Source organism: Rhodoferax sp. (genome assembly GCF_028689305.1).
In the GTDB taxonomy this organism is placed as follows: Bacteria; Pseudomonadota; Gammaproteobacteria; order Burkholderiales; family Burkholderiaceae_C; genus Rhodoferax.
Genome location: NZ_JAQTWM010000038.1, coordinates 1 through 22,186 on the forward strand (window position 1 = coordinate 1; position 22,186 = coordinate 22,186).

20 protein-coding genes are annotated in these 22,186 nt (G+C 64.0%); 9 read left to right on the forward strand and 11 right to left on the reverse strand.

Annotated elements, in window-relative coordinates; genetic code table 11:
* Window positions 1-148: 148 nt before the first annotated feature.
* Window positions 149-1,144: a DMT family transporter gene (locus PHW99_RS09590; RefSeq protein ID WP_300176244.1), complete on the forward strand. Its 996-nt coding sequence runs from the start codon at window positions 149-151 to the stop codon at window positions 1,142-1,144.
* Here the strand turns inward: PHW99_RS09590 and PHW99_RS09595 are convergent.
* Window positions 1,095-2,210, reverse strand: coding sequence for a DNA alkylation repair protein (locus tag PHW99_RS09595; protein ID WP_300176247.1), 1,116 nt, complete (start codon window positions 2,208-2,210; stop codon window positions 1,095-1,097). The genes PHW99_RS09590 and PHW99_RS09595 overlap by 50 nt on opposite strands.
* A gap of 127 nt (window positions 2,211-2,337) precedes the next feature.
* Between PHW99_RS09595 and mgtA the strand changes: the two genes are divergently transcribed.
* Window positions 2,338-4,929, forward strand: a complete 2,592-nt coding sequence (gene mgtA, locus PHW99_RS09600; RefSeq protein WP_300176249.1) for a magnesium-translocating P-type ATPase — start codon at window positions 2,338-2,340, stop codon at window positions 4,927-4,929.
* Window positions 4,930-5,007: 78 nt separating this feature from the next.
* Here mgtA and PHW99_RS09605 read toward each other — a convergent pair whose 3' ends face one another.
* A complete protein-coding gene (locus PHW99_RS09605; protein ID WP_300176324.1) occupies window positions 5,008-5,853 on the reverse strand; it encodes a helix-turn-helix transcriptional regulator in 846 nt (281 codons plus the stop codon).
* A 159-nt stretch (window positions 5,854-6,012) separates the two neighbouring features.
* On the opposite strand from PHW99_RS09605, the gene PHW99_RS09610 reads away from it, so the two are divergent.
* A complete protein-coding gene (locus PHW99_RS09610; RefSeq protein ID WP_300176252.1) occupies window positions 6,013-6,426 on the forward strand; it encodes a hypothetical protein in 414 nt (137 codons plus the stop codon).
* Window positions 6,427-6,461: 35 nt separating this feature from the next.
* On the opposite strand, the gene PHW99_RS09615 is transcribed toward PHW99_RS09610, so the two are convergent.
* Window positions 6,462-7,580: a methyltransferase gene (locus tag PHW99_RS09615; protein ID WP_300176255.1), complete on the reverse strand. Its 1,119-nt coding sequence runs from the start codon at window positions 7,578-7,580 to the stop codon at window positions 6,462-6,464.
* Between the two features lie 13 nt (window positions 7,581-7,593).
* Window positions 7,594-8,241, reverse strand: coding sequence for a TetR/AcrR family transcriptional regulator (locus tag PHW99_RS09620; protein WP_300176258.1), 648 nt, complete (start codon window positions 8,239-8,241; stop codon window positions 7,594-7,596).
* Between the two features lie 179 nt (window positions 8,242-8,420).
* Between PHW99_RS09620 and PHW99_RS09625 the strand changes: the two genes are divergently transcribed.
* The gene (locus PHW99_RS09625; RefSeq protein WP_300176261.1) at window positions 8,421-9,125 is read left to right on the forward strand and encodes a glutathione S-transferase N-terminal domain-containing protein; all 705 of its coding nucleotides are present in this window, start codon (window positions 8,421-8,423) and stop codon (window positions 9,123-9,125) included.
* Between the two features lie 32 nt (window positions 9,126-9,157).
* On the opposite strand, the gene PHW99_RS09630 is transcribed toward PHW99_RS09625, so the two are convergent.
* Window positions 9,158-9,559, reverse strand: coding sequence for a TetR-like C-terminal domain-containing protein (locus PHW99_RS09630; RefSeq protein ID WP_300176264.1), 402 nt, complete (start codon window positions 9,557-9,559; stop codon window positions 9,158-9,160).
* A gap of 103 nt (window positions 9,560-9,662) precedes the next feature.
* On the opposite strand from PHW99_RS09630, the gene PHW99_RS09635 reads away from it, so the two are divergent.
* On the forward strand, window positions 9,663-10,076 hold the full coding sequence (locus PHW99_RS09635) for a VOC family protein (RefSeq protein ID WP_300176267.1): 414 nt from the start codon (window positions 9,663-9,665) through the stop codon (window positions 10,074-10,076).
* A gap of 11 nt (window positions 10,077-10,087) precedes the next feature.
* On the opposite strand, the gene PHW99_RS09640 is transcribed toward PHW99_RS09635, so the two are convergent.
* Window positions 10,088-10,726, reverse strand: coding sequence for an ATP-binding cassette domain-containing protein (locus tag PHW99_RS09640; RefSeq protein WP_300176269.1), 639 nt, complete (start codon window positions 10,724-10,726; stop codon window positions 10,088-10,090).
* On the reverse strand, window positions 10,723-11,868 hold the full coding sequence (locus tag PHW99_RS09645) for a hypothetical protein (protein ID WP_300176272.1): 1,146 nt from the start codon (window positions 11,866-11,868) through the stop codon (window positions 10,723-10,725). The genes PHW99_RS09640 and PHW99_RS09645 overlap by 4 nt, the downstream gene beginning before the upstream one ends.
* 125 nt (window positions 11,869-11,993) lie before the next feature.
* On the opposite strand from PHW99_RS09645, the gene glgC reads away from it, so the two are divergent.
* A complete protein-coding gene (gene glgC, locus PHW99_RS09650; protein WP_300176275.1) occupies window positions 11,994-13,304 on the forward strand; it encodes a glucose-1-phosphate adenylyltransferase in 1,311 nt (436 codons plus the stop codon).
* Window position 13,305: 1 nt separating this feature from the next.
* Here glgC and PHW99_RS09655 read toward each other — a convergent pair whose 3' ends face one another.
* From PHW99_RS09655 to tkt, 3 genes are read right to left on the reverse strand one after another with little or no spacing between them, the layout of a single operon-like run.
* Window positions 13,306-14,100, reverse strand: a complete 795-nt coding sequence (locus tag PHW99_RS09655; RefSeq protein WP_300176278.1) for a spherulation-specific family 4 protein — start codon at window positions 14,098-14,100, stop codon at window positions 13,306-13,308.
* 1 nt (window position 14,101) lies between these two features.
* Window positions 14,102-15,100: a type I glyceraldehyde-3-phosphate dehydrogenase gene (gene gap / locus PHW99_RS09660; protein ID WP_300176280.1), complete on the reverse strand. Its 999-nt coding sequence runs from the start codon at window positions 15,098-15,100 to the stop codon at window positions 14,102-14,104.
* 33 nt (window positions 15,101-15,133) lie between these two features.
* Complete coding sequence (gene tkt, locus PHW99_RS09665; protein WP_300176327.1) at window positions 15,134-17,131, reverse strand: transketolase; 1,998 nt, start codon at window positions 17,129-17,131, stop codon at window positions 15,134-15,136.
* A 219-nt stretch (window positions 17,132-17,350) separates the two neighbouring features.
* Here tkt and PHW99_RS09670 point away from each other — a divergent pair, with 219 nt between their 5' ends.
* Genes PHW99_RS09670 through ppx form a run of 3 tightly spaced genes read left to right on the forward strand, consistent with a single transcriptional unit; the run spans window position 17,351 to window position 20,399 of the window.
* On the forward strand, window positions 17,351-18,472 hold the full coding sequence (locus PHW99_RS09670; RefSeq protein WP_300176283.1) for an NADH:flavin oxidoreductase/NADH oxidase: 1,122 nt from the start codon (window positions 17,351-17,353) through the stop codon (window positions 18,470-18,472).
* An 18-nt stretch (window positions 18,473-18,490) separates the two neighbouring features.
* Window positions 18,491-18,895 carry an adenosylmethionine decarboxylase gene (gene speD / locus PHW99_RS09675; RefSeq protein WP_300176286.1) on the forward strand — a complete coding sequence of 135 codons (405 nt, stop codon included), beginning with the start codon at window positions 18,491-18,493 and terminating at the stop codon, window positions 18,893-18,895.
* A gap of 10 nt (window positions 18,896-18,905) precedes the next feature.
* Window positions 18,906-20,399 carry an exopolyphosphatase gene (ppx, locus tag PHW99_RS09680; protein WP_300176288.1) on the forward strand — a complete coding sequence of 498 codons (1,494 nt, stop codon included), beginning with the start codon at window positions 18,906-18,908 and terminating at the stop codon, window positions 20,397-20,399.
* Between the two features lie 62 nt (window positions 20,400-20,461).
* Here ppx and PHW99_RS09685 read toward each other — a convergent pair whose 3' ends face one another.
* Window positions 20,462-22,051 carry a methyl-accepting chemotaxis protein gene (locus PHW99_RS09685; protein WP_300176291.1) on the reverse strand — a complete coding sequence of 530 codons (1,590 nt, stop codon included), beginning with the start codon at window positions 22,049-22,051 and terminating at the stop codon, window positions 20,462-20,464.
* Window positions 22,052-22,186 lie beyond the last annotated feature (135 nt).

Below are 22,186 nucleotides of genomic sequence, written 5' to 3' on the forward strand. Positions count from 1 at the left end.
AGTTTAGAAGCAGCAGCATGACAAATCTTGCGCAGTTGCAGCGTGCGCCAGCATTTAGGCGCTGCGAAACAGGATGGGGGTGGACAGATCGGGGCTGGCATCGTCACACGCATAATCCAGCCTCGTTTCTTTTTCTACACTCCCACCCATGCCCAGCCGCCAAGCCCTTGATGCCAGAGCCGTCACCCTGATGGGGGTGCTGTGTGCCGTGTGGAGCCTGCAGCAGGTGGTGCTCAAAGCCACCGCGGCTGACATTGCGCCGGTCATGCAGATCGCGCTGCGCTCGGGCGGCGCGGCGCTGCTGGTGGCCCTGGTGATGTGGTGGCGCGGCGAGCGCATGGACTGGCGCGACGGCAGCTTGCCGGCAGGGCTGATCGTGGGGGTGCTGTTTGCGCTGGAGTTTTTGCTGGTGGCCGAAGGCCTGCGCCATACCAGCGCCTCACACATGGTGGTGTTCTTGTACACCGCACCGGTGTTTGCCGCGCTGGGCCTGCACTGGCGGCTACCGGCCGAACGGCTGGGTGCGCTGCAGTGGCTGGGCATCACGCTGGCATTTGGTGGCATCGCGGCGGCGTTTCTGGGGCGCAGTACCCCGATCAGCGCGCCAGCGGGCAACACCCTGTGGGGTGATTTTCTGGGGCTGCTGGCGGGTATGGCCTGGGCCGCCACCACGGTGGTGGTACGCAGCTCGGTGCTGGCCAGGGCGGCTGCCACACAAACCCTGCTGTACCAGCTGCTGGGCGCATTTGTGTTGCTGCTGGCCGGTGCCTGGCTGAGCGGGCAGGCGCGTTTCAACCCGACCCCCCAGGTCTGGGCCAGCCTGGCGTTTCACACGCTGGTGGTGTCGTTTGCCAGTTTTTTGGTGTGGTTCTGGCTGTTGCGCCATTACCTGGCCTCCCGCCTGGGGGTGTTTTCTTTCCTCACTCCCCTGTTTGGCATCGTGTTTGGCGCTTGGCTGCTGCAAGAACCCATTGAGCCGCGCTTTTTGCTCGCCGCCGTGCCGGTGCTCCTTGGCATTGTGCTGGTCAGCGGCGCTGGCTGGCTGGAGCAATGGTGGCGCCGCGTGGCCACCACCACGTCAACAACCGGCGTCGTCAGGCGGACGCCAGCTCAAACACCCCCAGCCGCTGCGCCTGACCGTTGAGCAACACCTCCACCAGATGCTGGCCGGGGTAGTGTTTGCGGGTCGTCATCTCGGCCAGTGACAGTTTTTTGCTCAGCGGCACGCTCTGACCGGGCGCCAGCGCCAGGGCCTTGAGCTTGAACACCTTGGCGCGGGCCTGGCCATTGGCCTTGACGTAATGCACGGCCAGGTCCACCAGCACCCGCTGCGCCCGGGGTTCGGTATTGGTCAGTACGAAGCCGATCTTCACCTGGCCGCCCATCACCGCGCGGGCCGGGCTGATCTGCACCTGGCTCACCGACACCCGGGATGGCTGGCCAAAACCCAACACCTGCAGGGCGCCGTCTTCGCCCCGCTTGACCGCCGAACGCAAGGCGTGGCCGACGATCCAGGCGCGCTCGGGGCTGGCGCCCCGCAGCCAGGCCTGGGCGGTGCGCGCCAGCAGCTCCGGGTGGTCCTTGCCAATGTCGTTGAGATTGTTGGCCACCGAGCGGCGCACAGACAGCTCGGGGTCGTCCTTGAGCAACTCCAGCAGCGCCAGCACCGGCGTCGGGTCGGCCTGGAACTGGCGCAGTCGCGGTGCCCAGGGCAGCCGCGGGCGGGTGCCTTCGGAGACCAGACGCCGGACCTGGGCACTGGGGTCGCGAGCCCAGGCCTGGAGTTGGCGCAGCGTGGCTTGCGGGTAGCGCTCGATGAACGGGCGAATGCTGAATTCGGCGGTGAAACGCTGGGTCAAGGCATGCTGGGCCTGCATCGACAGCTCAAAATGGTCCAGCCCATACTCGGCCACAAACAGGGTGTGCGGCAAATACAGGAACGAGGCCAGGCTCAGGCTGGGGTCGCGCCCATGGGGCTGGTCCAGCGAGGCCAACAAAATGGCCAGTGCCTGGGCATAGTCCTGCGGCAAGTGACGCCGCAGGGCCTGGGCGATCTTTTTGCCGCGTGGCATCAACGCCAGCGCCTCATACCCGTCAAGCGCATCGCGGACAAAACCGGCGCGGTTGAAGGACGGATGCACCGCAGCAACCATGCCGGCAATGGCATGGGGCACATCAGCGCCATATTGGTTTTTCAGAGCTTCGGCCATGGGTTACGTCCAATACAAGGAGGGGAAACCCATGTTACTTGGCTGGTGAAACCAGCCGCTGGGCAAGGACGGTCTTTTCTGTCACCATTGACGCCGGTCTTGTGACCACTCCCAAGGCAGGAAAATCATGTCCTTTCTTTCCAGATTGTTCCAGCCGGCCCGGCCTGCCGTGCCAGCCAGCCCCAGCCTCCCAGAGGTGTACTGGAGTCTGGCGCCCGACCAGTTGATGGCGGCGCTGGGCAGCAGCGCGGCGGGTTTGTCGCCCAGGGAAGCTGCCCACCGCCTCCAACACAACGGCCCCCAAACCCTACAGACCCACCAACAGACCACGGCGCTGGGGCTGCTGGCCAGCCAGTTCAAGAACCCGCTGGTGCTGATCCTGCTGGTGGCGTCGGTCATCTCGCTGGTGGCGGCCGAATGGGTCGACGCCGCCGTGGTGCTGGCCATCGTGCTGGGTAGCACCGTGCTCGGCTTCGCCCAGGAGTACGTCGCTGGCAACGCCATTGCCAGGCTGCGCAGCAAAGTCACGATCCACTCCACCGTGCTGCGCGACGGCCAGCCGCACACCCTGCCCTCACACCAGGTCATGCCGGGTGACGTGGTGCTGTTGAGTGCCGGCAGCCTGATTCCGGCCGACGGCGTGGTGCTGCAGGCGCGCGACTGTTTTGTCAACCAGGCGGTTCTCACCGGCGAAACCTTTCCGGTGGAAAAACGCCCCGGCGCCGTGGCCGCCAAAGCCAGCCTGGCCGAACGCGCCAACTGCGTGTTCATGGGCACCAGCGTCAGCAGCGGCACCGCGCAGGTGCTGGTCACCCAGACCGGCCAGGCCACGGTGTTTGGCCAGATCGCCGGCAAGCTGGCGCTGCGGCCACCGATGACCGAATTCGAGCGCGGCATCCAGCGTTTTGGCTACCTGCTGACCCGCGTCATGCTGGTGATGGTGCTGGCCGTGCTGGCCATCAACATTTTCCTGGCCAAACCGCCCATCGCCTCGCTGCTGTTTGCCCTGGCGCTGGCCGTGGGCCTGACGCCGGAGCTGTTGCCGGCGATTGTCAGCATCACCCTGTCGCATGGCGCCAAACGCATGGCCCGGCTTGGGGTGATCGTGCGCCGGCTCAACTCAATTGAAAACCTGGGCAGCATGGATGTGTTGTGCACCGACAAAACCGGCACACTGACGGCCGGTGTGGTGCAGCTTGACGCCGCGCTGGACCCGGCGGGCCAGACCAGTGCCGGCGTGTTGCGGCTGGCCGGCCTCAATGCGCAGTTCCAGTCCGGCCTGGCCAATCCGCTGGACGATGCCGTATTGGCCGCCGTCCGGCAGGCCGGCCTGGACCTGGGCGCCCTGCACAAGGTGGACGAGATTCCCTATGACTTCGGGCGCAAATGCCTGTCGGTGGTGGTCACCGACACCAACGGGCGGTGCACCCTGATCACCAAGGGTGCACTCGACAAGGTGCTGGCGCTGTGCACCCATGCTGGCGACGACGCCACGGCGCTGGATGCGGCCCGGCGCGCCGACATCGAGGCCCGCTTCGAGGCCTGGAGCGGCCAGGGTTACCGGGTGCTGGGGGTGGCCTCACGGCCGGTGCCGGCCCGCAGCGACCCGTATTCCCGCAGCGACGAGGCACAACTGTGTTTTGCCGGTTTTCTGCTGTTCATGGACCCGCCCAAGGCCGATGCGCGCCAGACCGTCATCGATCTGGCGCAACGCGGCGTGCAACTCAAGATCATCACCGGCGACAACCACAAGGTGGCACGCCATGTGGCGCAGGCGGTGGAACTGCCGGTGGTGCGGGTCATGACCGGGCGCGAGCTCAATGCGCTGGGTGACGGCGCGCTGATGCACGCAGCGGCCCGCACCACGGTGTTTGCCGAGGTCGACCCGAACCAGAAAGAGCGCATCATCCTGGCGCTGCAAAAAACCGGGCATGTGGTGGGCTACATGGGTGACGGCATCAACGACGCGCTGGCGCTGCACACCGCCGACGTGGGCATCTCGGTGGACACCGCGGTGGATGTGGCCAAGGACGCCGCCGACTTTGTGCTGCTGCGCAAGGACCTGGGCATTTTGCGCCTGGGCATCGACGAAGGCCGCATGACCTTTGCCAACACGCTCAAATACATCATGACCACCATCAGCGCCAATTTCGGCAACATGTTCAGCATGGCGCTGGCCTCGCTGTTCCTGCCGTTCCTGCCCCTGCTGGCCTCGCAGATCCTGCTCAACAACTTCCTGTCCGACATTCCGGCGGCGGCCATCGCCAGTGACCGGGTGGACAAGGCCTGGGTGGCCCGGCCCCGGCGCTGGGACACCCGGTTCATCCGCGACTACATGGTGGTGTTTGGCCTGCTCAGTTCGGTGTTTGACCTGCTGACCTTTGCCGCGCTGCTGTGGCTGTTCCAGGCCGCGCCGGAGGAATTCCGCACCGGCTGGTTCATCGAATCGCTGCTGACCGAGCTGGTGGTGGCGCTGGTGGTGCGCACCCGCGGGCCGTTCTACCGCAGCCGCCCGGGCCGCCTGCTGCTGGGCAGCACCGTGCTGATGATGGCGCTGGCGCTGATGATGCCCTACCTGCCGTTCAGCGCGATTTTTGGCTTTGTGCCCTTGCCCGCACCGCTGCTGCTGGGCATGATCGGCCTGACGCTGGCCTACGTGCTGGCGGTGGAACTGGCCAAGAAGCAGTTCTATGCCCGAGCGGCCAATGTGAATGCCTGAGCCGCTGACACAATTGCTATTATTTATATAGCTTAATGCGCTTATTCCATCCGGGCCAGGCCATGATTTTTCATGAAATCATGACGGCGGCAGGGTAGCCTGCAAGTGCTGCAGGGCCTGCCGGGTGAAGTCATCCGCCGGGAAGAAAGCTTCCACCGCCAGTTCCTGCAAGGTGACATCCACCGGTGAACCAAAGATGGTGGTGGTGCTGATGAACGAGAACACACCCTGGGCCGTTCTGAGCTGCAGGGGCATGACCACACCGACGTGTTCGCCCTCCAGCTGGGTCGGACTGGCCGCCGGGGGCAGCGGGTAAGCCTGGAGTTCATCCAGCAAATCCTGCAGCTGCGGGTCAACCGTGGCCGCAATCTGCTGACGCAGACGTTCAAACAGGTGGCCGCGCCACTGCACCAGGTTGACGATGGCGCTGGCAAGGCCTTGCGGGTGCAGGCTCAGACGCAGCACATTCACTGGCGCCTGCAGCAACGTGGTGTCGGCACCGGCCAACAACAGCGGCACCATGCGGTTGCTCGCCACCAGGTTCCAGTGGCGATCAACCGCCAGGGCCGGATAGGGTTCATGGCTTTGCAGCAGCAGCGTCACCGCCTGCCGGGCCGCAAACAGCGCCGGGTCGTCCAGGGGCCGCTCGCGGTACATCGGCGCATAACCGGCCGCGACCAGCAGGGTGTTGCGTTCACGTAAGGGAATGTCCAGCCGCGCCACCAGCCGCAATACCATCTCGCGGCTGGGCACCGAGCGGCCGGTTTCTACATAACTCAAGTGGCGCGTGGAGATACGCGCCTCTTGTGCCAGTTCCAGCTGGCTCAAGCGGCGATGCTGGCGCCAGTGACGCAAGTGCTGACCAAAAGCGGAGAGGGTGCCGCGCGGCACGGAATGGCTGGGGTGTTGGGCGCTGGCGTTCATGGCGCCATCGTAAAGCCAGAGCAACCCGATTTCCATGACCTCCGAGGTTATCGACTGGCCGCACCGTTGCGGCCATGATGCCGCCCGACCGCACCGAATCGGATGGCCCGGTGCGTGCCATCGTTCCCTGGCCATCGGTGTTGTCTCAAGGAATTTGTCATGCCACTTGCCCTGCTGTCGTCCCCCCATTTCCTGCGCCATGTGTTGCGCCTGGATGCCCTGTCGTGTGCCGTCTGTGGATTGCTGCAGGTGCTGGTGCCCGGCCAGATGAGCACCTTGCTGGCCCTGCCGGTCGCGCTGCTGACCTACAGTGGGGAGTTCCTGCTGCTGTATGCCGCGCTGGTGGCCTGGATTGCCAGCCGGGTGCCCCTGCCGCGCACGCTGGTCTGGCTGCTGCTGGCCGGCAATCTGGCGTGGGCGCTGGGCTGCGTGCTGCTGCTCGTCGGCACCGGCCTGTCGCCCTCCACCCTGGGCACGGCGTATGTGCTGCTACAGGCGCTCACGGTACTGGTGATGGCCGAACTGCAGTTCGTGGGTCTGCGGCGCGCGGCGCCCGCAGAACCGGCTTGGTAAACATCCCAACCGTCCCAGCCGGGCCCGGGTACTCTTCAGAGCCGGGTTTTCAGCACCAGGATGGCGCCCAGGGATTGCAGACCCACCTGTTCTTCCAGCGTCCAGCCGGCGCGCTCGAACAGCTGTTGCCATTCGCGCAGGGTGCGCTCCTTGCCGCGGGTGGCCATGAACATCTGCATGTCGAACGAGGCGTTGGACAGGTCGGCCTTCACGCTCGGCACCACCACCTCCATCACGGCCACGCGCGCGCCGGTGCTGCCCACGGCCTGTGCCAACCGACGCAGGGCCTGGACGCAGGTGTCGTCATCCATGCCATGCAGCACGCCGCACAGCAGGTAGATGTCCTGCTTACCCTGCGCCGCTGGCACCCCGGCGAGCAGGTCGCCGGCCTGCCAGGTCAGGCGATTCAGCAGCTCGGGCGGTTCCTTGCCGTTCCAATAGTCCTTGGCCGTGCTGACGACCTGCTCCCGGTCGAACACCAGGGCCTTGAGCTGCGGGTGGCGCTTGAGGATGGCCAGGGACTTGCTGCCCTTGGAGCCGCCGACGTCGATGATGCGTTCGAACCGCCCCCAGTCGAAGTCGGTGGCGAAACTGTCCCCGGCCAGGGCCTCCACGCTGTCCATGGCCCGGGCGAACAGGGCGTCAAACCCGGCGTGGTGGTCCATGTAGGCATACAGCTCGTGGCCGTGCACCACCTGGAACGGCACGGCCCCGGTGCGCACGCCGTGTTCCAGCTGCTCCAGCCACGGCAGGCTCATTTCGGGCGAGTTGTGCATCAGGATCATGGCGCGCACGTTCTTCGGCCGGTCTTCCCGCAGACAGGTGGACAGCGCGTTGTTGCGGAACACGCCGGGGGAGACTTCTTCAAAGACGCCCATGGCGGCGAGCATGCGCAACAACCGGAACAGGGCCTGCGGTTGCACCGACACCCGCTCGGCCAGAGTGTCCGCGCTCAGGCTGTTCTCGCCCAGCGTGGTGGCAATGTCCAGCCGCGCTGCCACGTGCAGCACGCGCGACTGCCAGAACGCGGAGCCGATCTGCATCAGGCGAAACGGCGCGGGCGTGAGTTTGTGGGGCAGGTTCTGCAGCCAGCCCGCAAACTTCAGCAACTTGGCAAAGCGGCGCACGGCGCCGGCGTTTTTCTGGAACGTCATGTGAAATGTCCTGTTAAGCATGTGAACGCGGGGCCAGGCCCGCGGTGAAGAGGTGGCCGTTGAACGCGGCGAGCTGTTCGAGAAACGCCGCGTCCATCGGCTGGCCCCGCTGCGCCTCGAAAAAGTCCTTCAGCAGCATGGGCATCATGGCCAGGCTGACGAACGCCATGCGCACGATGTCCGGGTCCAGCGTGGCTGCCAGCTGGCCTGCGGACTTGAGGGCGGCCACCTTGCGCGCGCCACCCGTGCGTCCGCGTTCGAGCAGTTGCAGGATGAAGCGCCGCCCCGGGCCCTGGTTGAGCGCCAGCACTTTCAGGATCAGCCTGGGGAACTCGGGTTTTTGCACCATCGTGTCGTAGTACAGCTTGAAGTAGTCCTTGAGCCCGGCCACCGTGGTGAGCATCTGCCCATCGAGCACGGCCAGCAGGGGGTTCAGCGTCTCACGGATCATTTCCTCGTAGAGGCCTTCCTTGTTGCCGAAGTAGTAGCGGATCATCGACACGTTGGCAGCGGCCCGATCGGCGATCAGCCGGGTCGAGACCTTGTGGTAATCGTCGGACAAAAAAGTGTCGCGCGCCGCGTTGAGCAGCCGCTGGCGCACGGTCTCGCCCGATGTCCCGGACCGTGCCGTGCTGACGGGAGGGGCATGAACGTTGGTCATGGTTTGTTCACTTTCAAAAAATGTCTGGCAACGTTACCAGTCCCTCGGCCTGGCGTGGGCATGTTTTGTCAATCAATCGGGCCGGCTTGATTGAGGCCATGCCCCGACGGCAGCAAAGTGGCGGACTTCACGTCAAAATGGTCCGGCTTGTCACCCACCCGAACCTTGAGGAGATCTCCATGTCCAGTCTGTCGACCTTTCCCGTGACCCGCAAGTGGCCCGCCCAGCACCCCGAGTGGCTGCAACTGTATTCACTGCCGACGCCCAATGGCGTCAAGGTGTCGATCATGCTGGAAGAGACCGGCCTGCCCTACGAAGCCCATGCGGTGAGCTTTGAAACCAACGACCAGTTTTCGCCCGAGTTCCTGTCACTCAACCCGAACAACAAGATCCCGGCCATCCTGGACCCCAACGGCCCGGGCGGCCAGCCACTGGCGCTGTTCGAGTCCGGGGCGATCCTGCTCTACCTGGCAGAGAAAACCGGCCAGTTCCTCCCGCCGGATGCCGCGCAGCGTTACGAGACCCTCCAGTGGCTGATGTTCCAGATGGGTGGAATCGGACCGATGTTCGGGCAGGTTGGCTTCTTTCAGATTTTTGGCGGCAAGGACTTCGAAGACAAGCGCCCACGGGACCGCTATGTGGCCGAAAGCCGGCGTCTGCTGGGGGTGCTGGACCAGCGGCTGAGCAAGCGCGCCTGGATCATGGGTGAGGCCTACACCATTGCCGACATCGCGATCTTCCCCTGGGTGCGCAATCTGATCGAGCGCTACCAGGCGGGAGAACTGGTGGGCATCCAGGACTTTCCCGAAGTCCGGCGGGCACTGGCCGCCTTCCTGGCGCGACCAGCGGTTGTGCGCGGGCTGGGTGTTCCCAAAAGCTCCTGAAAAAGGAGCTGCTCCGCCTTGTTTTACCTGGGCTAGAGGCCGTTTTCGACCATATCCAGCAGGCGTTGCCCCACCTGCAACAGTCGTGGCCCGATGGCCGGGCCCAGGGGCCCGTCGATCACCAGCATGGCCAGACCATGCACCGCCGACCAGGCCAGAAATTCGGCGCCGGGCCGACGCTCAGGCGGCAACACACCGGCAGTCACCAGCCCGTCCAGCGCCGCACCCAGCAGCTCAAACGGGTTCAGCCCGCTGTCACCGGCCTTGGCAAAACGCAGGTAGCACATGCCCACCGCCCGCACACTGGCCCGGGCCACCGCAGCGGGTCCGCCAGCACGTGCCAGTTCAAGACCCGCCTCCAGCAAGGCACGACGCAAGTCACCATGGCGATAGGTATTGCGCGCGGGTCGGCCAATGCTTGATACGTCAGTCATGTTATTTCTGAAATGTGGACGATGTACACAATTGAATGCCGACGTGACAAGCCAGTGCCCGTCCTGGCATCACCCCGCTGCCCCCCAATCCAAAGGAGCGTCCATGAAAGTCGAACCCTATCTGTTTTTCAACGGTCAATGTGAAGAGGCCATCACGTTCTATCAAAAAGCCCTGGGCGCAGAGCTGCTGATGCAGATGCGCATGAGCGACAACCCAGACGCACACCCGCCAGGCGTGCTGCCGCCGGGCTTCGAGCACAAGATCATGCACGCCAGCCTGCGCATTGGCGACACCACGGTCATGCTCTCGGATGGCAACAACCCCAACAAAGCCAGTTTCCAGGGTTTCTCACTGTCGATAGCCGCAACGGACGTGGCCCACGCCGAGCAGCTCTTCAACGCACTGGCCCAGGGCGGCCAGGTCCAGATGCCACTGGGCAAGACGTTTTACTCGCCCTGCTTCGGCATGGTGGCTGACCGTTTTGGCGTGAGCTGGATGGTGATTGTGCCGGCGTGAGGCCGTGGCGCTCAGGCCGACAAATCCAGGCAGACCGCCCACGGCGAGGCCTCGCCCAGGTCTTCGTGGCTGCTCAGCACCCAGCACACCTCTGCGGCACGGGCCTGCTCAGCCAGGACCTGACGCAAGTATTGCAGTGACGCAGCGTCCAGCGCGTTGAAGGGTTCGTCGAGCAACCGTACCGGGGTGCCTGCCGCCAGGGTGGCGCTGATCCAGACCTTGCGCTGGGTGCCACTGGACAAGGTGCGCAGCGGCGCGGCCAGATGCGGCGCCAGACCCAGGGCCAGGGCATGCTGGCGCAACGCTGCTTGATCCAGGCGTGGGTACAGCCCGCGCATGAAGCTCCAGTATTCGACCGGGCTGAGGTGATCGAAGGCGATCGCGTCCGGGCCGCACCAGAATACCTGGCGCCGGTAGTCCAGCGGGGCGCTGTGCTGGTCCACCCCAGCAGCACTGAGCTGCCCGTGACGGGGCACCAGCGCACCGGCCAGCAATTTGAGCAAGGTCGATTTGCCGCACCCGTTGGGGCCTTGGAGCCAGGTCAAGCCCGCCTTGAATTCGCCCGACCAGCCGGCGAAAACGTGCCGGTGCGGGTAACTGAAGTGCAGTGATCGAACCTGCAGCAGGCAGGGCAACAGTTTTGAATTCATGCCACAAACACCTCGGAAGCCAGTGCCACCATCAGCACCAGTGTCAATATCCAGCGCACCACCTGGTTCTGTGGCGTTGCCGCAGGCGCCTGGCCACCCCACTGCCAGGCATGGCCCAACAGACTCACCAGCCAGAACAGGCCCGCCACCAGCGGCTTGATGGCTGCAGCGCTGAACCACCAGGCCAGCGGCAACATGCACAGTCCCACCAGCAAGGGCAACAGACCCAGGCCACGGCGCCACCACAAAAGCTGCCCTGCAGACAGCGGCAGCGACACACTGGCTTCATGCAGCGGCGCCAGCTCCCGCTGGATCAGGGCCTGCAGGCGGCTGCTGCCAGCCAGACTCACCAGGCACCACACTGCCAGACACCACGATGCGCCATCCACGCCGGCAACACGCCAGCGGCCACGGGCCATGACCAGCTCCAGCAGCAGCAGCACCAGGGTCAACCCCAGCAGCCAACGCCCGGTGCGCCGGGCCGGACCACGCAGCATCGGCCAATACAGCAGGGCCCAGCCGGGGTGCTGCCGACGCGGCAACGGCAGCCAGCCATGCCGGACTGCCGTCGCCCCGTCATCGGGGCGGGCCTGTCGCGCTGGCCGGCGCATGGACTGCAACACCAGCATGCCCAGCAGCTGTGACAGGGCCATCGACACGAAGGTCATCCACACGGCAGCCGCTTCATGGCCACGCAACCATTGGGGTGGCGGGGCCAGCCACGCCGCCGCCCCCACGGTATACACCACCCACAGCGGCAGCAGCGCCAGTGCCACCACCGCGGCGTCGCTCACCCGCAGGTCGCGCCGGGTCAGCGGCAAGGCGCGTTCTGTCTCGGCCCATCGCGCCGGCCACAACACCGGCCGCAAGGCCAGAATCAGGACACCCCCGACCAGCGAATGCAAGGCCGCCGTCAGCAAGCCCGCGCCCAGCCCCTGGCTGGCAGCCTGGAACAGCGCCAGCACGGACCAGGCCAGCATCGCCGCCATCGACGTCCCTGCCCCCGGGCTGAAGGCCCCCAGCAAAGCCAGGCCAATCACCAGGTAGATCAGCCATTGCCGTGCCAGGCGACGCAGCACGCTGGCGCACCACTGGAGCCGGATGCGGTGATAACTGAGCGGTGTGGGCAGCACTAGGGGCACGATGCGGTGAGAACCGGAAACATGGCAAGCCTGAAAGTATCGCATCCTGGGACAAGCCTCCTAGAATGCGCCATTTGGTGTTGTCATGGTTTCGGGCAATTGAACTCTTCAAGCGAGGTATCCCAATGTCCACCGATCAAGAACCCCATGCCGGCCTGTCCGGCGATGACGGTCCGCTGTTGGTCAGCCACCTCACCCGCCAGACGTTTGCGGTGGTGTTGGCCGGTGGTCGTGGCAGCCGCCTGCATGAGCTGACCGACTGGCGCTCCAAACCTGCCGTCCCCTTTGGGGGCAAGTTCCGCATCATTGACTTCACCTTGTCAAACTGCGTGAATTCGGGCGTACGCCGCATCGGGGTGGCCACACAGTACAAGGCGCAAAGCTTGATCCGGCATCTGCAGCTGGGCTGGAGTTTTCTGGATGGCCGCCAGGGTGAATCGATAGAAATCATGCCGGCCCAACAGCAACTGGATGAGGCGCACTGGTACCAGGGCACCGCTGACGCGGTGTTCCAGAACCTGCGGGAAATCCGCCACAACAACCCTGAATACGTGCTGGTGCTCTCGGGCGATCACATCTACCGCATGGACTATGGCTGCATTCTGGTGGACCACGTGCGCCGCAACGCCGATCTCACCATGGCCTGCATCGAAGTGCCCATCCAGGAAGCCAGTGCTTTGGGCGTGATGGCGGTGGATGACGAAGGCCGTATTCAAGATTTTGAAGAAAAACCCGCCCAACCGCGCTGTATGCCCGGCCAGCCACACAAGGCATTGGCCAATATGGGTGTTTATGTGTTTAAGGCGCGTTTTTTGTTTGAGCAATTGCACCGCGACGCCGCTGACCCGACATCCAGTCACGATTTCGGCAAGGACGTGATCCCGTATTGCGTCAGGAATTTCCGCTGTTACGCCCAGAACTTTGAGGACAGTTGCGTGCAGGAAGCTGGCAAGCCTGCCTACTGGCGCGACGTTGGCACGCTGGACGCGTATTGGGAAGCCAATATGGACTTGGTGCAGGTCACGCCGCACCTGAATCTGTACGACGACAGTTGGCCGATCTGGACCTGGCAGCCACAGAAACCACCGGCCAAGTTTGTGTTTGATGACGACAACCGCCGCGGCATGGCGCTGGACTCCCTGGTGGCAGGCGGCGGCATCATCAGCGGCTCAACGATACGGCGCTCCATGCTGTTCTCTGGCGTGCATGTGCAAAGTTATTCGCTGGTGGAAGACTCCATCCTGCTGCCCAACGTGCAGATTGGCCACCAATGCATCCTGAAAAAATGCATTCTCGACAAGAACTGCATCATCCCGGATGGCACCCACATCGGGCTGGCCCCGGACGAGGACCGTCGGCGCTTTCGCGTCACTGACTCAGGCATCACCCTGGTAACCCAGACCATGCTGGGGCAGGACGTGAACCCGATCTGGTGAGTCAGCCACAGACCGCCAGCGACTTTTCCTGCGCCCAATAGCTGGGCAGGCCGCTGGTGAACGCCAGGTCAGTGGCAAAAAAGCCGGCAAAACCCCGGCTTCTGGCCACGGCGGCAGCTTGCCGCATGTCGGCTTCGCTGGCCGACAGTGCCATGATCCAGCACTGGGAAGCAAACGCATCCAGCGTGGCAGGCAATCTGGCACTGGTGTAACTGGACCAGGGGTTTTCAAACACCAGGATGTCGATGCCTGGCGCCAAGCCGAAATACGCCAGATCCGGGGCCATGCCCGGGTTCAGCATGAAACGCCGGCCGGCACGCGCGGCGCTGGCCGACACCAGCAGGCTGCGGTAATACGGCACATCGCCACTGGTGGCCGAAGCTTCGTCGATGAAAAAATCGTCCACCCCGTAGAGCTGGGTCCAGGTCTGCATATCGGCCAGCACCTCGGCCATGGGACGCTGGCCATAACCGGTATAGACATACCCTTTGACGCGGTGGCCTGCCGCACGCACCTGATTGATCCAGCCCAGGTATTGGGCGTCGGGTTTGCTCCCCGGCCCATTGCTGACATTGGCAATCACCACGGCCGACTGGCGGGTTGCCGCCAGTTCGGCCCAGGGTGCCGCCTTGTAGAAATAAGCTGGCACCAGGGTGCTCAGGCAGACCTGCGCAACACCCGGTGTGGCGGTGGAGCCACCGCCGCCGCACCCTGCCAGCGCCAGCGCACCAGCCTGCAGCAGCCAGGCCCGCCGGTCAGAGGATAAACACGTCGATGGTTCGTCGTGCTTCGCCACCTTACTTGGCAACCACCCGCACCATTTCCAGGCACTTGTTGGAGTAGCCCCATTCGTTGTCGTACCAGCTCACCAGCTTGACGAAAGTGCCGTCCAGTGCAATGGAGGCATCGGCATCAAACACCGAGGTGCGTGTCTCGCCACGGAAGTCGGTGGCCACCACCTTCTGGTCGGTGTAACCCAGCACCCCCTTGAGGGCGCCTTCGGACTGGGCCTTGATCTCGGCGCAGATTTCAGCCAGGGTGGCGCTGGTGTTGAGTTCGCAGGTCAGGTCGACCACCGACACGTCACTGGTCGGTACGCGGAACGACATGCCAGTGAGCTTCTTGTTGAGTGCCGGAATCACCACCCCCACCGCCTTGGCAGCGCCGGTGCTCGACGGAATGATGTTTTCCAGAATGCCGCGGCCACCGCGCCAGTCCTTGTTGGATGGGCCGTCCACGGTCTTTTGTGTGGCGGTGGCAGCGTGCACAGTGGTCATCAGGCCGCGCTTGATACCCCATTTGTCGTTCACCACCTTGGCCAGCGGGGCCAGGCAGTTGGTGGTGCAAGAGGCATTGGAGATGATGGTCTGCCCAGCGTAGGTGTCGTGATTCACGCCAAACACAAACATCGGGGTGTCGTCCTTGCTGGGCGCCGACATGATGACTTTTTTGGCGCCAGCGTCAATGTGCTTTTGCGCCGAGGTCTTGTCCAAGAACAGGCCGGTGGATTCGATCACGATATCGGCGCCCACCTCGGCCCACTTCAGGTTGGCCGGATCACGCTCCTGGGTCAGGCGGATTTTCTTGCCGTTGACCACCAGGGTATTGCCGTCGACCGACACCTCACCCTTGAAACGGCCATGCACGCTGTCGTACTGCAGCATGTAGGCCAGGTAGTCGGGTTCCAGCAGGTCGTTGATGCCGACCACTTCAATATCGCTGAAATTTTGCAGAGCCGAACGCAACACGTTGCGGCCGATACGGCCAAAGCCGTTGATACCAATCTTGATCGTCATACTGTCCTCCAGAAGTTGATAGAAACCCAAACCTTACTTGCGCAACACTTTTTCCACGGTATCGGCCACGTTTTCCGGCGTGAAGCCGAAGTGTTGGAACAACACCGGCGCCGGTGCCGATTCTCCGTAGGTGTCAATACCCACCACGGCAGCGCAGCCGTATTTCCACCAGCCGTCGGTGACACCCATTTCCACTGCGATGCGTGGCAAACCCTTGGGCAAGACGGCGGTCTTGTAAGCCACATCTTGTTGATCAAAAATGGTGCTAGCCGGCATGGAAACGACACGTACTGCTATCTTTCGTGCAGCAAGAATTTCCTGGGCCTTGAGCGCCAGCTGCACTTCGGAACCGGTGGCGATGATCACCGCCTGCGCCTTTTTCTTCAGACCCACCTCGCTGGGCTCGGCCAGCACATAAGCCCCCTTGCTGATGTCACCCAGGCTGGCCTTGGGCGCGTAGCTGAGGTTCTGGCGTGACAACAGCAGCGCGGTCGGCTTGGTCTGGTTCTGCAACGCCACCGCCCAGGCCACAACCGTCTCGGCGGTGTCGGCGGGACGCCAGACGTCCAGATTGGGAATCAAGCGCAAGGACGCGGCATGTTCAATCGACTGGTGGGTCGGACCGTCTTCACCCAGGCCAATGCTGTCGTGGGTGAACACATGAATCACCCGCTGCTTCATCAACGCGGCCATGCGGATGGCGTTGCGGCTGTAATCACTGAAGGTCAGGAAGGTGCCACCGTAGGGGATGAAGCCACCATGCAGCGCCACCCCATTCATGATGGCGGCCATGCCGAACTCACGCACGCCGTAACTGATATGGCGCCCGCCGTTGCCGGCGCCGCTCAAGGCGTCAAAACGCAAGGCGGGGGTGCTCTTGGTGTTGGTCAGGTTCGAGCCGGTCAGGTCAGCCGAACCACCCAGCAGCTCGGGCAGCGCGGCAGTGAAAGCCTCCAGCGCCAGCTGGCTGGCCTTGCGGCTGGCCACGGTTTCAGCCTTGGTGTGGGCGGCCACGGCGGTGTCCACCGCCACCTGGGCGAAGTTCTTTGGCAACTCACCTTTCATGCGCCGCACCAGTTCTTTGGCCAGGGCCGGGTGGGCTGCCTTGTACTTGGCAAAGGTGTCGTTCCAGGCTTTCTCGGCGGCGGCCCCTGCAGCTTTGGCATCCCAGGCAGCGTAGATGGCCTTGGGAATCACAAACGGGGCGTGCGGCCAGCCGATGGCTTCACGGGTGAGCTTGATTTCTTCGGCACCCAGCGGTTCACCATGCACCTTGGCTGTGCCAGCGCGGTTCGGACTGCCCTGGCCAATGTTGGTCTTGCAGATGATCAACGTCGGCTTGTCGGCAGATTCCTTGGCCCGTGCAATGGTGCTGGCCACCAATTCGGCGTCGTGGCCGTTGATCGGACCCAACACGTTCCAGCCGTAGGCCACAAAACGCAGTGCCGTGTTGTCGATGAACCAAGGCGAAACCTGACCATCGATTGAAATGCCATTGTCATCGTACAAGGCAATCAGCTTGTTGAGTTTCCAGGCACCCGCCAGCGCAGCGGCCTCGTGGCTGATGCCTTCCATCATGCAACCGTCTCCCATGAAGGCATAGGTGTGGTGGTCAACCACGTCATATCCGTCTCGGTTGAATTCAGTGGCCAGCAATTTTTCGGCCAGCGCCATGCCCACGGCGTTGGTGATGCCCTGGCCCAGCGGGCCGGTGGTGGTTTCCACACCCGGGGTGTGGCCAACTTCAGGGTGGCCAGCCGTCTTGCTGTGCAACTGGCGGAAATTCTTCAGCTCGGACATCGGCAACTTGTAGCCGGTCAGGTGCAACACGGCATAGATCAGCATCGAGCCGTGGCCATTGGAGAGTACAAACCGGTCGCGATTGAGCCACTTGGGGTTGGCCGGGTTATGCCGCAGGTGCTGGCCCCACAGAGCAACGGCCATGTCGGCCATCCCCATGGGGGCACCGGGGTGACCCGAGTTGGCCGCCTGCACGGCGTCCATGGCCAGGGCGCGGATAGCGTTGGCCATGTCAAGCTGGCTGACACCACCAGACGATGTTGCAGGTGCTTGTGTGGGGGCTTGTGTGAGGTCAGCCATGGATGCTCCGAAAGTAAGAAAAAAACAGGGTGAATCCCGCATTTTACCGGGCGGTGCCATGGCACGAGGGCGATGACAGCCGGCATCAGGGCTGAGCCAGTCCGTATGGGCTATGCTTTGCGTCTGCTTTCCAATCACCCCTGTCCTGCCATGAGCCTGCTTTTTTCGCCCCTGAACCTGCCCTCGCCACGCGGCGGGCTGACCCTGTCCAACCGTCTGGTGGTGGCCCCGATGTGCCAGTATTCCGCCGTGGATGGCTGCGCTACCGACTGGCACCTGATGCACTGGGGCAACCTGTTCAACAGCGGCGCCGCCATGTTCACCATCGAAGCCACCGCCGTGCTGCCCGAAGGTCGCATCACCCCGCAGTGCCTGGGCCTGTGGGACGACCGTACCGAAGCGGCACTGGCCGACCACCTGCAGCGCGCCCGGGCGCTGGCACCGGCCACCGCCGTGTGCATCCAGCTGGCCCACGCCGGGCGCAAGGCATCCAGTGCCGTGCCGTGGCAAGGCGGGCAGCTGCTGTCACCGCAGCAGGGTGGCTGGCCCACCGTGGGGCCGTCAGCCCTGCCGCACCTGCCGACCGAAACCGCGCCACAGGCCATGACCGCCGCTGAGCTGGTGCAGATTCGTGAGGCTTTTGTGCGTGCTGCCCAACGTGCCCGACGCATCGGCGTAGACGCCATTGAGCTGCACGGTGCCCATGGTTACCTGCTGCATCAGTTCCTGTCGCCGCTGGCCAACCAGCGTAGCGATGCCTACGGCGGCTCGTTCGACAACCGCATCCGCTTCCCGCTGGAGGTGTTTGCCGCCGTACGCGCCGCCTACGACGGGGTCCTGGGCCTGCGCCTGTCCGCCTCGGACTGGGTGGATGGCGGCTGGGATTTGCCACAGAGTGAAGCCTTCTGCCAACAGCTCAAGGCGGCAGGGTGCGACTTCATCCACGTCTCCTCCGGTGGTGTCTCGCCGCTGCAGAAAATCACCCTCGGTGCCGGTTACCAGGTGCCATTCGCCCGCGCCATCCGCGCCAGCAGCGGCATGGCCACCACCGCCGTGGGCCTGATCACGCAAGCCCACCAGGCCGAAGCCATTTTGCAGGCCGGCGACGCCGACCTGATTGCGCTGGCACGCGCCTTCCTGTACCAGCCCCGCTGGGGCTGGCAGGCCGCCGCTGCGCTGGGTGGCACGGTGCAGGCCAATCCGGTCTATTGGCGCTGCCTGCCGCGCGAGGCGCAGGCCGTGTTTGGCCAGGTGTCCGTTGGGCAGCGCTGAGCCGCCGCCCCAGCCGCCATGCAAGGCCTGCACCTGACTGCCGATCTGCACCAGTGCCAGTGTGCACCACAGTGGCTGACCGATGCCGACGCGCTGGGCCACTGGTGTGTGCAGGCGGTCGCCAGCGCCGGCTTGCAGGCGGTCGCGCAGCTGTTTCACACGTTCCCAGCCACCCCCCAGGGCCCGGGCGGTGTCACCGCCACCGTGCTGTTGGCTGAATCGCACCTGTGTGTGCATACCTGGCCCGAGCAACGTGCCGTGACACTGGATGTCTATGTGTGCAATTTCGGCGCTGACCACTCGGCCAAAGCCCGGGCCCTGATGGAGGCCCTGTGCCGGTTGTTTGCCCCCGGGCAGGTGCAGCCCCACCAGCTGCTGCGGGGCATGCGGGACGGACACGAATCTGTCACAGCAAAACGGTAATATTGTTTTCATGAAGAACGGTACTTTTCTGGCAGCCATCGATTTGGGCTCCAACAGCTTTCGCCTTGAGATCGGGCGTTATGACCACGGCCAGATCCAGCGCGTGGATTACCTCAAGGAAACCGTTCGCCTGGGTAATGGTTTTGACGATGAGCGCAACCTGTCGCTGGAGGTGATGACCCGCGGCTGGGACTGCCTGGCCCGGTTTGCCGAACGTCTGGCGGGTTTTGCGCCTGAACAGGTGCGCGCGGTGGCCACACAAACCCTGCGTGAGGCCCGCAACCGCGACGAGTTTCTCAAACGCGGTTGCGAGATTCTGGGCTTTCCGATCGAGGTGATTGCCGGCACCGAGGAAGCCCGTCTGATTTACCAGGGTGTGGCGCACCTGCTGCCGCACAGTGATGAACGCCGTCTGGTGATTGACATTGGTGGCCGCTCCACCGAGCTGGTGCTGGGCTGTGGCCTGGACACCTTGCAAACCGCCTCGTTCCGGGTGGGCAGTGTGGCCTGGTCGATGAAATACTTTCCCAAGGGGGAGTTCACCGAGCAAGCCCTGTACCGTGCCGAAATCGCCGCCCAGGCGGTGCTGGAAGAAGCCTTGACCAGTTACCCGCGCCACCAGTGGGACAGTGCTTACGGTGCATCGGGTACGGTCGGTGCCGTGGCGGACATCCTGGTCCTGGCCGGTTGGCCGCAGGGCGAGATCAGCCGGGACGGGTTGAACTGGCTGATCAAGTGCCTGCTGCGTGCAGGCAACGCCAGCCAGGTCCGGCTGGAGGGTCTGAAAGATGATCGCCGGGCCGTGATTGGCGGCGGTGTGAGTGTGTTGCGCGGCCTGATGGAGCTGCTGCACATTGACACCTTGCAAGTCGCCCAGGGCGCCTTGCGCCATGGTGTGCTGTTTGACATGGTGGAGCGCGACGCTCACGCCACCGATGCCCGCGATGTCTCGGTGCGCCGCCTGGCGCAGAAATTTGCCGCAGATGCCACCCAGGGCCAGCGGGTCAGCCTGGTGGCCCAAGGCCTGCTGGCGCAGCTCGTCACTCCCGGCACCTCCCATACGCTCGATCTGCAGCGCAAATTGAGCTGGGCCGCTTTGCTGCACGAAATTGGCATGACCATCTCCCACAGCGACTACCACAAGCATGGCGCCTACATCCTGGAACATGCCGACACGGTGGGATTCAGCATGCTGGAGCTGCACCGGCTGGGGTTGCTGGTGCTGGGACACCGCGGCAAGCTGAAAAAGCTCGACGCCGACTTTGACGAACCTGAATTCGTCATGATGTTGATGGCGCTGCGGCTGGCCGTGATTTTGTGCCATGCCCGCCAGGACCCGCAGGATCAGGGCATGACGCTCAGCTGCCAGCCTCAGCGCCAGCGGTTCACGCTGAGCATTGCCCAGGACTGGGCCGCCAGTTACCCGCAATCGACCCATTTGCTGCGCCAGGAGTCAACGGCCTGGCAAAAAACATCGTGGTCGTTTGAGCTGGTGATGCGCTGACAGGCGCCTCCTGACCCGCCCGGGGGCGCTCAACCGCAGGCGCCTGAGGCTGCCAAACCGAGTTACTGCAGCGCCAGGGCCATGCCCGGCAACCTGAACCGGCTGGCGACGTCACGCAAATAACCGGCCTGATGCTGCAGGTTTTGTGCGGCAGCGGCCGATTCCTCCACCACGGCGGCGTTCTGCTGGGTCATCTGGTCGAGCTGGTTCACCGCCGCGTGAATGCTCGCCATGCCGCTGCTCTGGGCCCGGCTGCCGGCATGGATTTCACCAATGGCCTCGCTGACCTGCTCGACCGAACTGACGATGCCACCCATCGTGGCCTGGGCCTGGCGCACCTTGACGGCGCCCAATGTGATTTTGTCCGCGGCAACATCAATCAGCGCCTTGATCTCCCGCGCTGCCACGGCAGACCGGTTGGCCAAGGTGCGTACCTCAGCAGCCACCACAGCAAAACCTCGCCCCTGCTCACCCGCGCGCGCCGCCTCGACAGCCGCATTGAGCGCCAGGATATTGGTCTGGAAGGCCAGGCTGTCGATGACCCCGGTGATGTCGACAATCCGGCCTGACGCGCCATGGATCTCATCCATGGTCTGCATCACCTCGGACATCACCGCGCTGCCGGTGGCCGCTTCCCGGCTGGCCGCTTGTGCCAGGGTTTCACCCCGCATGCTGGCCTGCAGCGACGCATGCAGCGTGGCGCTGATTTCTTCGACCGCCGCCGCCGTTTGCTGGAGAAATGACGCCGTCATTTCGGTCCGCCCGGAAAAATCCAGGTTACCGGCGGCAATCTGGGTCGCGCCTTCAGCCACATTGTGGCTGGCACCTTGAACCTCATGCACCAGTGCGTGCAGCGAGGATTGCATCTGCCCCAGCGCCATCAGCAAACGGCCGGCCTCATCACGTTCATGCCCGTCGATGCGGGACGTCAGGTCCAGCGACGCCACCTGGTCGGCCGTGGCCACGGCTTGCTGGATCGGCTCGGTGATGCGGCGCACCAGCCAGCTCGACAGACATGCCCCCAGCAGCAAGGCACACAGGCTGAACAGAACCAGCCCCCAGCGCGCCATCCGGCTCACCAGGTCGATGCCGGTGGCCGAGGCATCGATTCTGGCCCGCTGGCTGTCACCCAACTGCGTCACCGCCTGCTGTAGCTCGCGCGCTGCCGGGGTCAAACGGGTGGCATACACCTGCTCGATGTTTGCCGTGACACCACTGTCGCGCGCCACGGTCAAGGCCTGCATGGCGTTGGTGAAGGTGGTATTGGCCTGCACCATGCGGCGCAGGGTGTGTTGATCGTCCGCCGTGGCCAGCAGGCCGCCCAGCTGGCGTAACAAGGTCTCGATCTGAACGGCGGTTTGCCTGATCTCGGGCGCAAGGGCATCTCCAACCTGCGGTTCGGCACTCAGCGCAAATGCCCTGGAGCGCGCGACGTTGATCAGGATGTGCCGCTGCAACTCACTGGCCAGACGTTCAGCCGGCAGAGCTTCGTCCACCATGCGATGGGTCTGCAAAGAGACCCTGAACAAGGACCAGAAGCCCAGCGTGGAGCCCAGCAGCGCCACGGTCAGGACCAGCGACAGCACCAGCCAGATCTGACGCGAAAAAGAACCCGCCGCACCGGAAGTTGACGTTGAAGAAGTGTGTGACATGAAAGCCTGCCTGGGTGGCGGCCCGACCTGCGGACCGATGACATGGACACCAAAAAGCGTCCGGCAAATTCTGGGGGAGTCATGCGACAGTTTGATGACAGTACCATGACTGTTTGCCAAAGGATATAAACGATA

Excerpts from the sequence above, each read along its gene's own strand:
- PHW99_RS09590 (WP_300176244.1), top strand. The coding sequence starts at position 149 with ATGCCCAGCCGCCAAGCCCTTGATGCCAGAGCCGTCACCCTGATGGGG.
- PHW99_RS09595 (WP_300176247.1), bottom strand. The coding sequence starts at position 2,210 with ATGGCCGAAGCTCTGAAAAACCAATATGGCGCTGATGTGCCCCATGCC.
- mgtA (WP_300176249.1), top strand. The coding sequence starts at position 2,338 with ATGTCCTTTCTTTCCAGATTGTTCCAGCCGGCCCGGCCTGCCGTGCCA.
- PHW99_RS09605 (WP_300176324.1), bottom strand. The coding sequence starts at position 5,853 with ATGAACGCCAGCGCCCAACACCCCAGCCATTCCGTGCCGCGCGGCACC.
- PHW99_RS09610 (WP_300176252.1), top strand. The coding sequence starts at position 6,013 with ATGCCACTTGCCCTGCTGTCGTCCCCCCATTTCCTGCGCCATGTGTTG.
- PHW99_RS09615 (WP_300176255.1), bottom strand. The coding sequence starts at position 7,580 with ATGACGTTCCAGAAAAACGCCGGCGCCGTGCGCCGCTTTGCCAAGTTG.
- PHW99_RS09620 (WP_300176258.1), bottom strand. The coding sequence starts at position 8,241 with ATGACCAACGTTCATGCCCCTCCCGTCAGCACGGCACGGTCCGGGACA.
- PHW99_RS09625 (WP_300176261.1), top strand. The coding sequence starts at position 8,421 with ATGTCCAGTCTGTCGACCTTTCCCGTGACCCGCAAGTGGCCCGCCCAG.
- PHW99_RS09630 (WP_300176264.1), bottom strand. The coding sequence starts at position 9,559 with ATGACTGACGTATCAAGCATTGGCCGACCCGCGCGCAATACCTATCGC.
- PHW99_RS09635 (WP_300176267.1), top strand. The coding sequence starts at position 9,663 with ATGAAAGTCGAACCCTATCTGTTTTTCAACGGTCAATGTGAAGAGGCC.
- PHW99_RS09640 (WP_300176269.1), bottom strand. The coding sequence starts at position 10,726 with ATGAATTCAAAACTGTTGCCCTGCCTGCTGCAGGTTCGATCACTGCAC.
- glgC (WP_300176275.1), top strand. The coding sequence starts at position 11,994 with ATGTCCACCGATCAAGAACCCCATGCCGGCCTGTCCGGCGATGACGGT.
- gap (WP_300176280.1), bottom strand. The coding sequence starts at position 15,100 with ATGACGATCAAGATTGGTATCAACGGCTTTGGCCGTATCGGCCGCAAC.
- tkt (WP_300176327.1), bottom strand. The coding sequence starts at position 17,131 with ATGGCCAACGCTATCCGCGCCCTGGCCATGGACGCCGTGCAGGCGGCC.
- PHW99_RS09670 (WP_300176283.1), top strand. The coding sequence starts at position 17,351 with ATGAGCCTGCTTTTTTCGCCCCTGAACCTGCCCTCGCCACGCGGCGGG.
- speD (WP_300176286.1), top strand. The coding sequence starts at position 18,491 with ATGCAAGGCCTGCACCTGACTGCCGATCTGCACCAGTGCCAGTGTGCA.
- ppx (WP_300176288.1), top strand. The coding sequence starts at position 18,906 with ATGAAGAACGGTACTTTTCTGGCAGCCATCGATTTGGGCTCCAACAGC.
- PHW99_RS09685 (WP_300176291.1), bottom strand. The coding sequence starts at position 22,051 with ATGTCACACACTTCTTCAACGTCAACTTCCGGTGCGGCGGGTTCTTTT.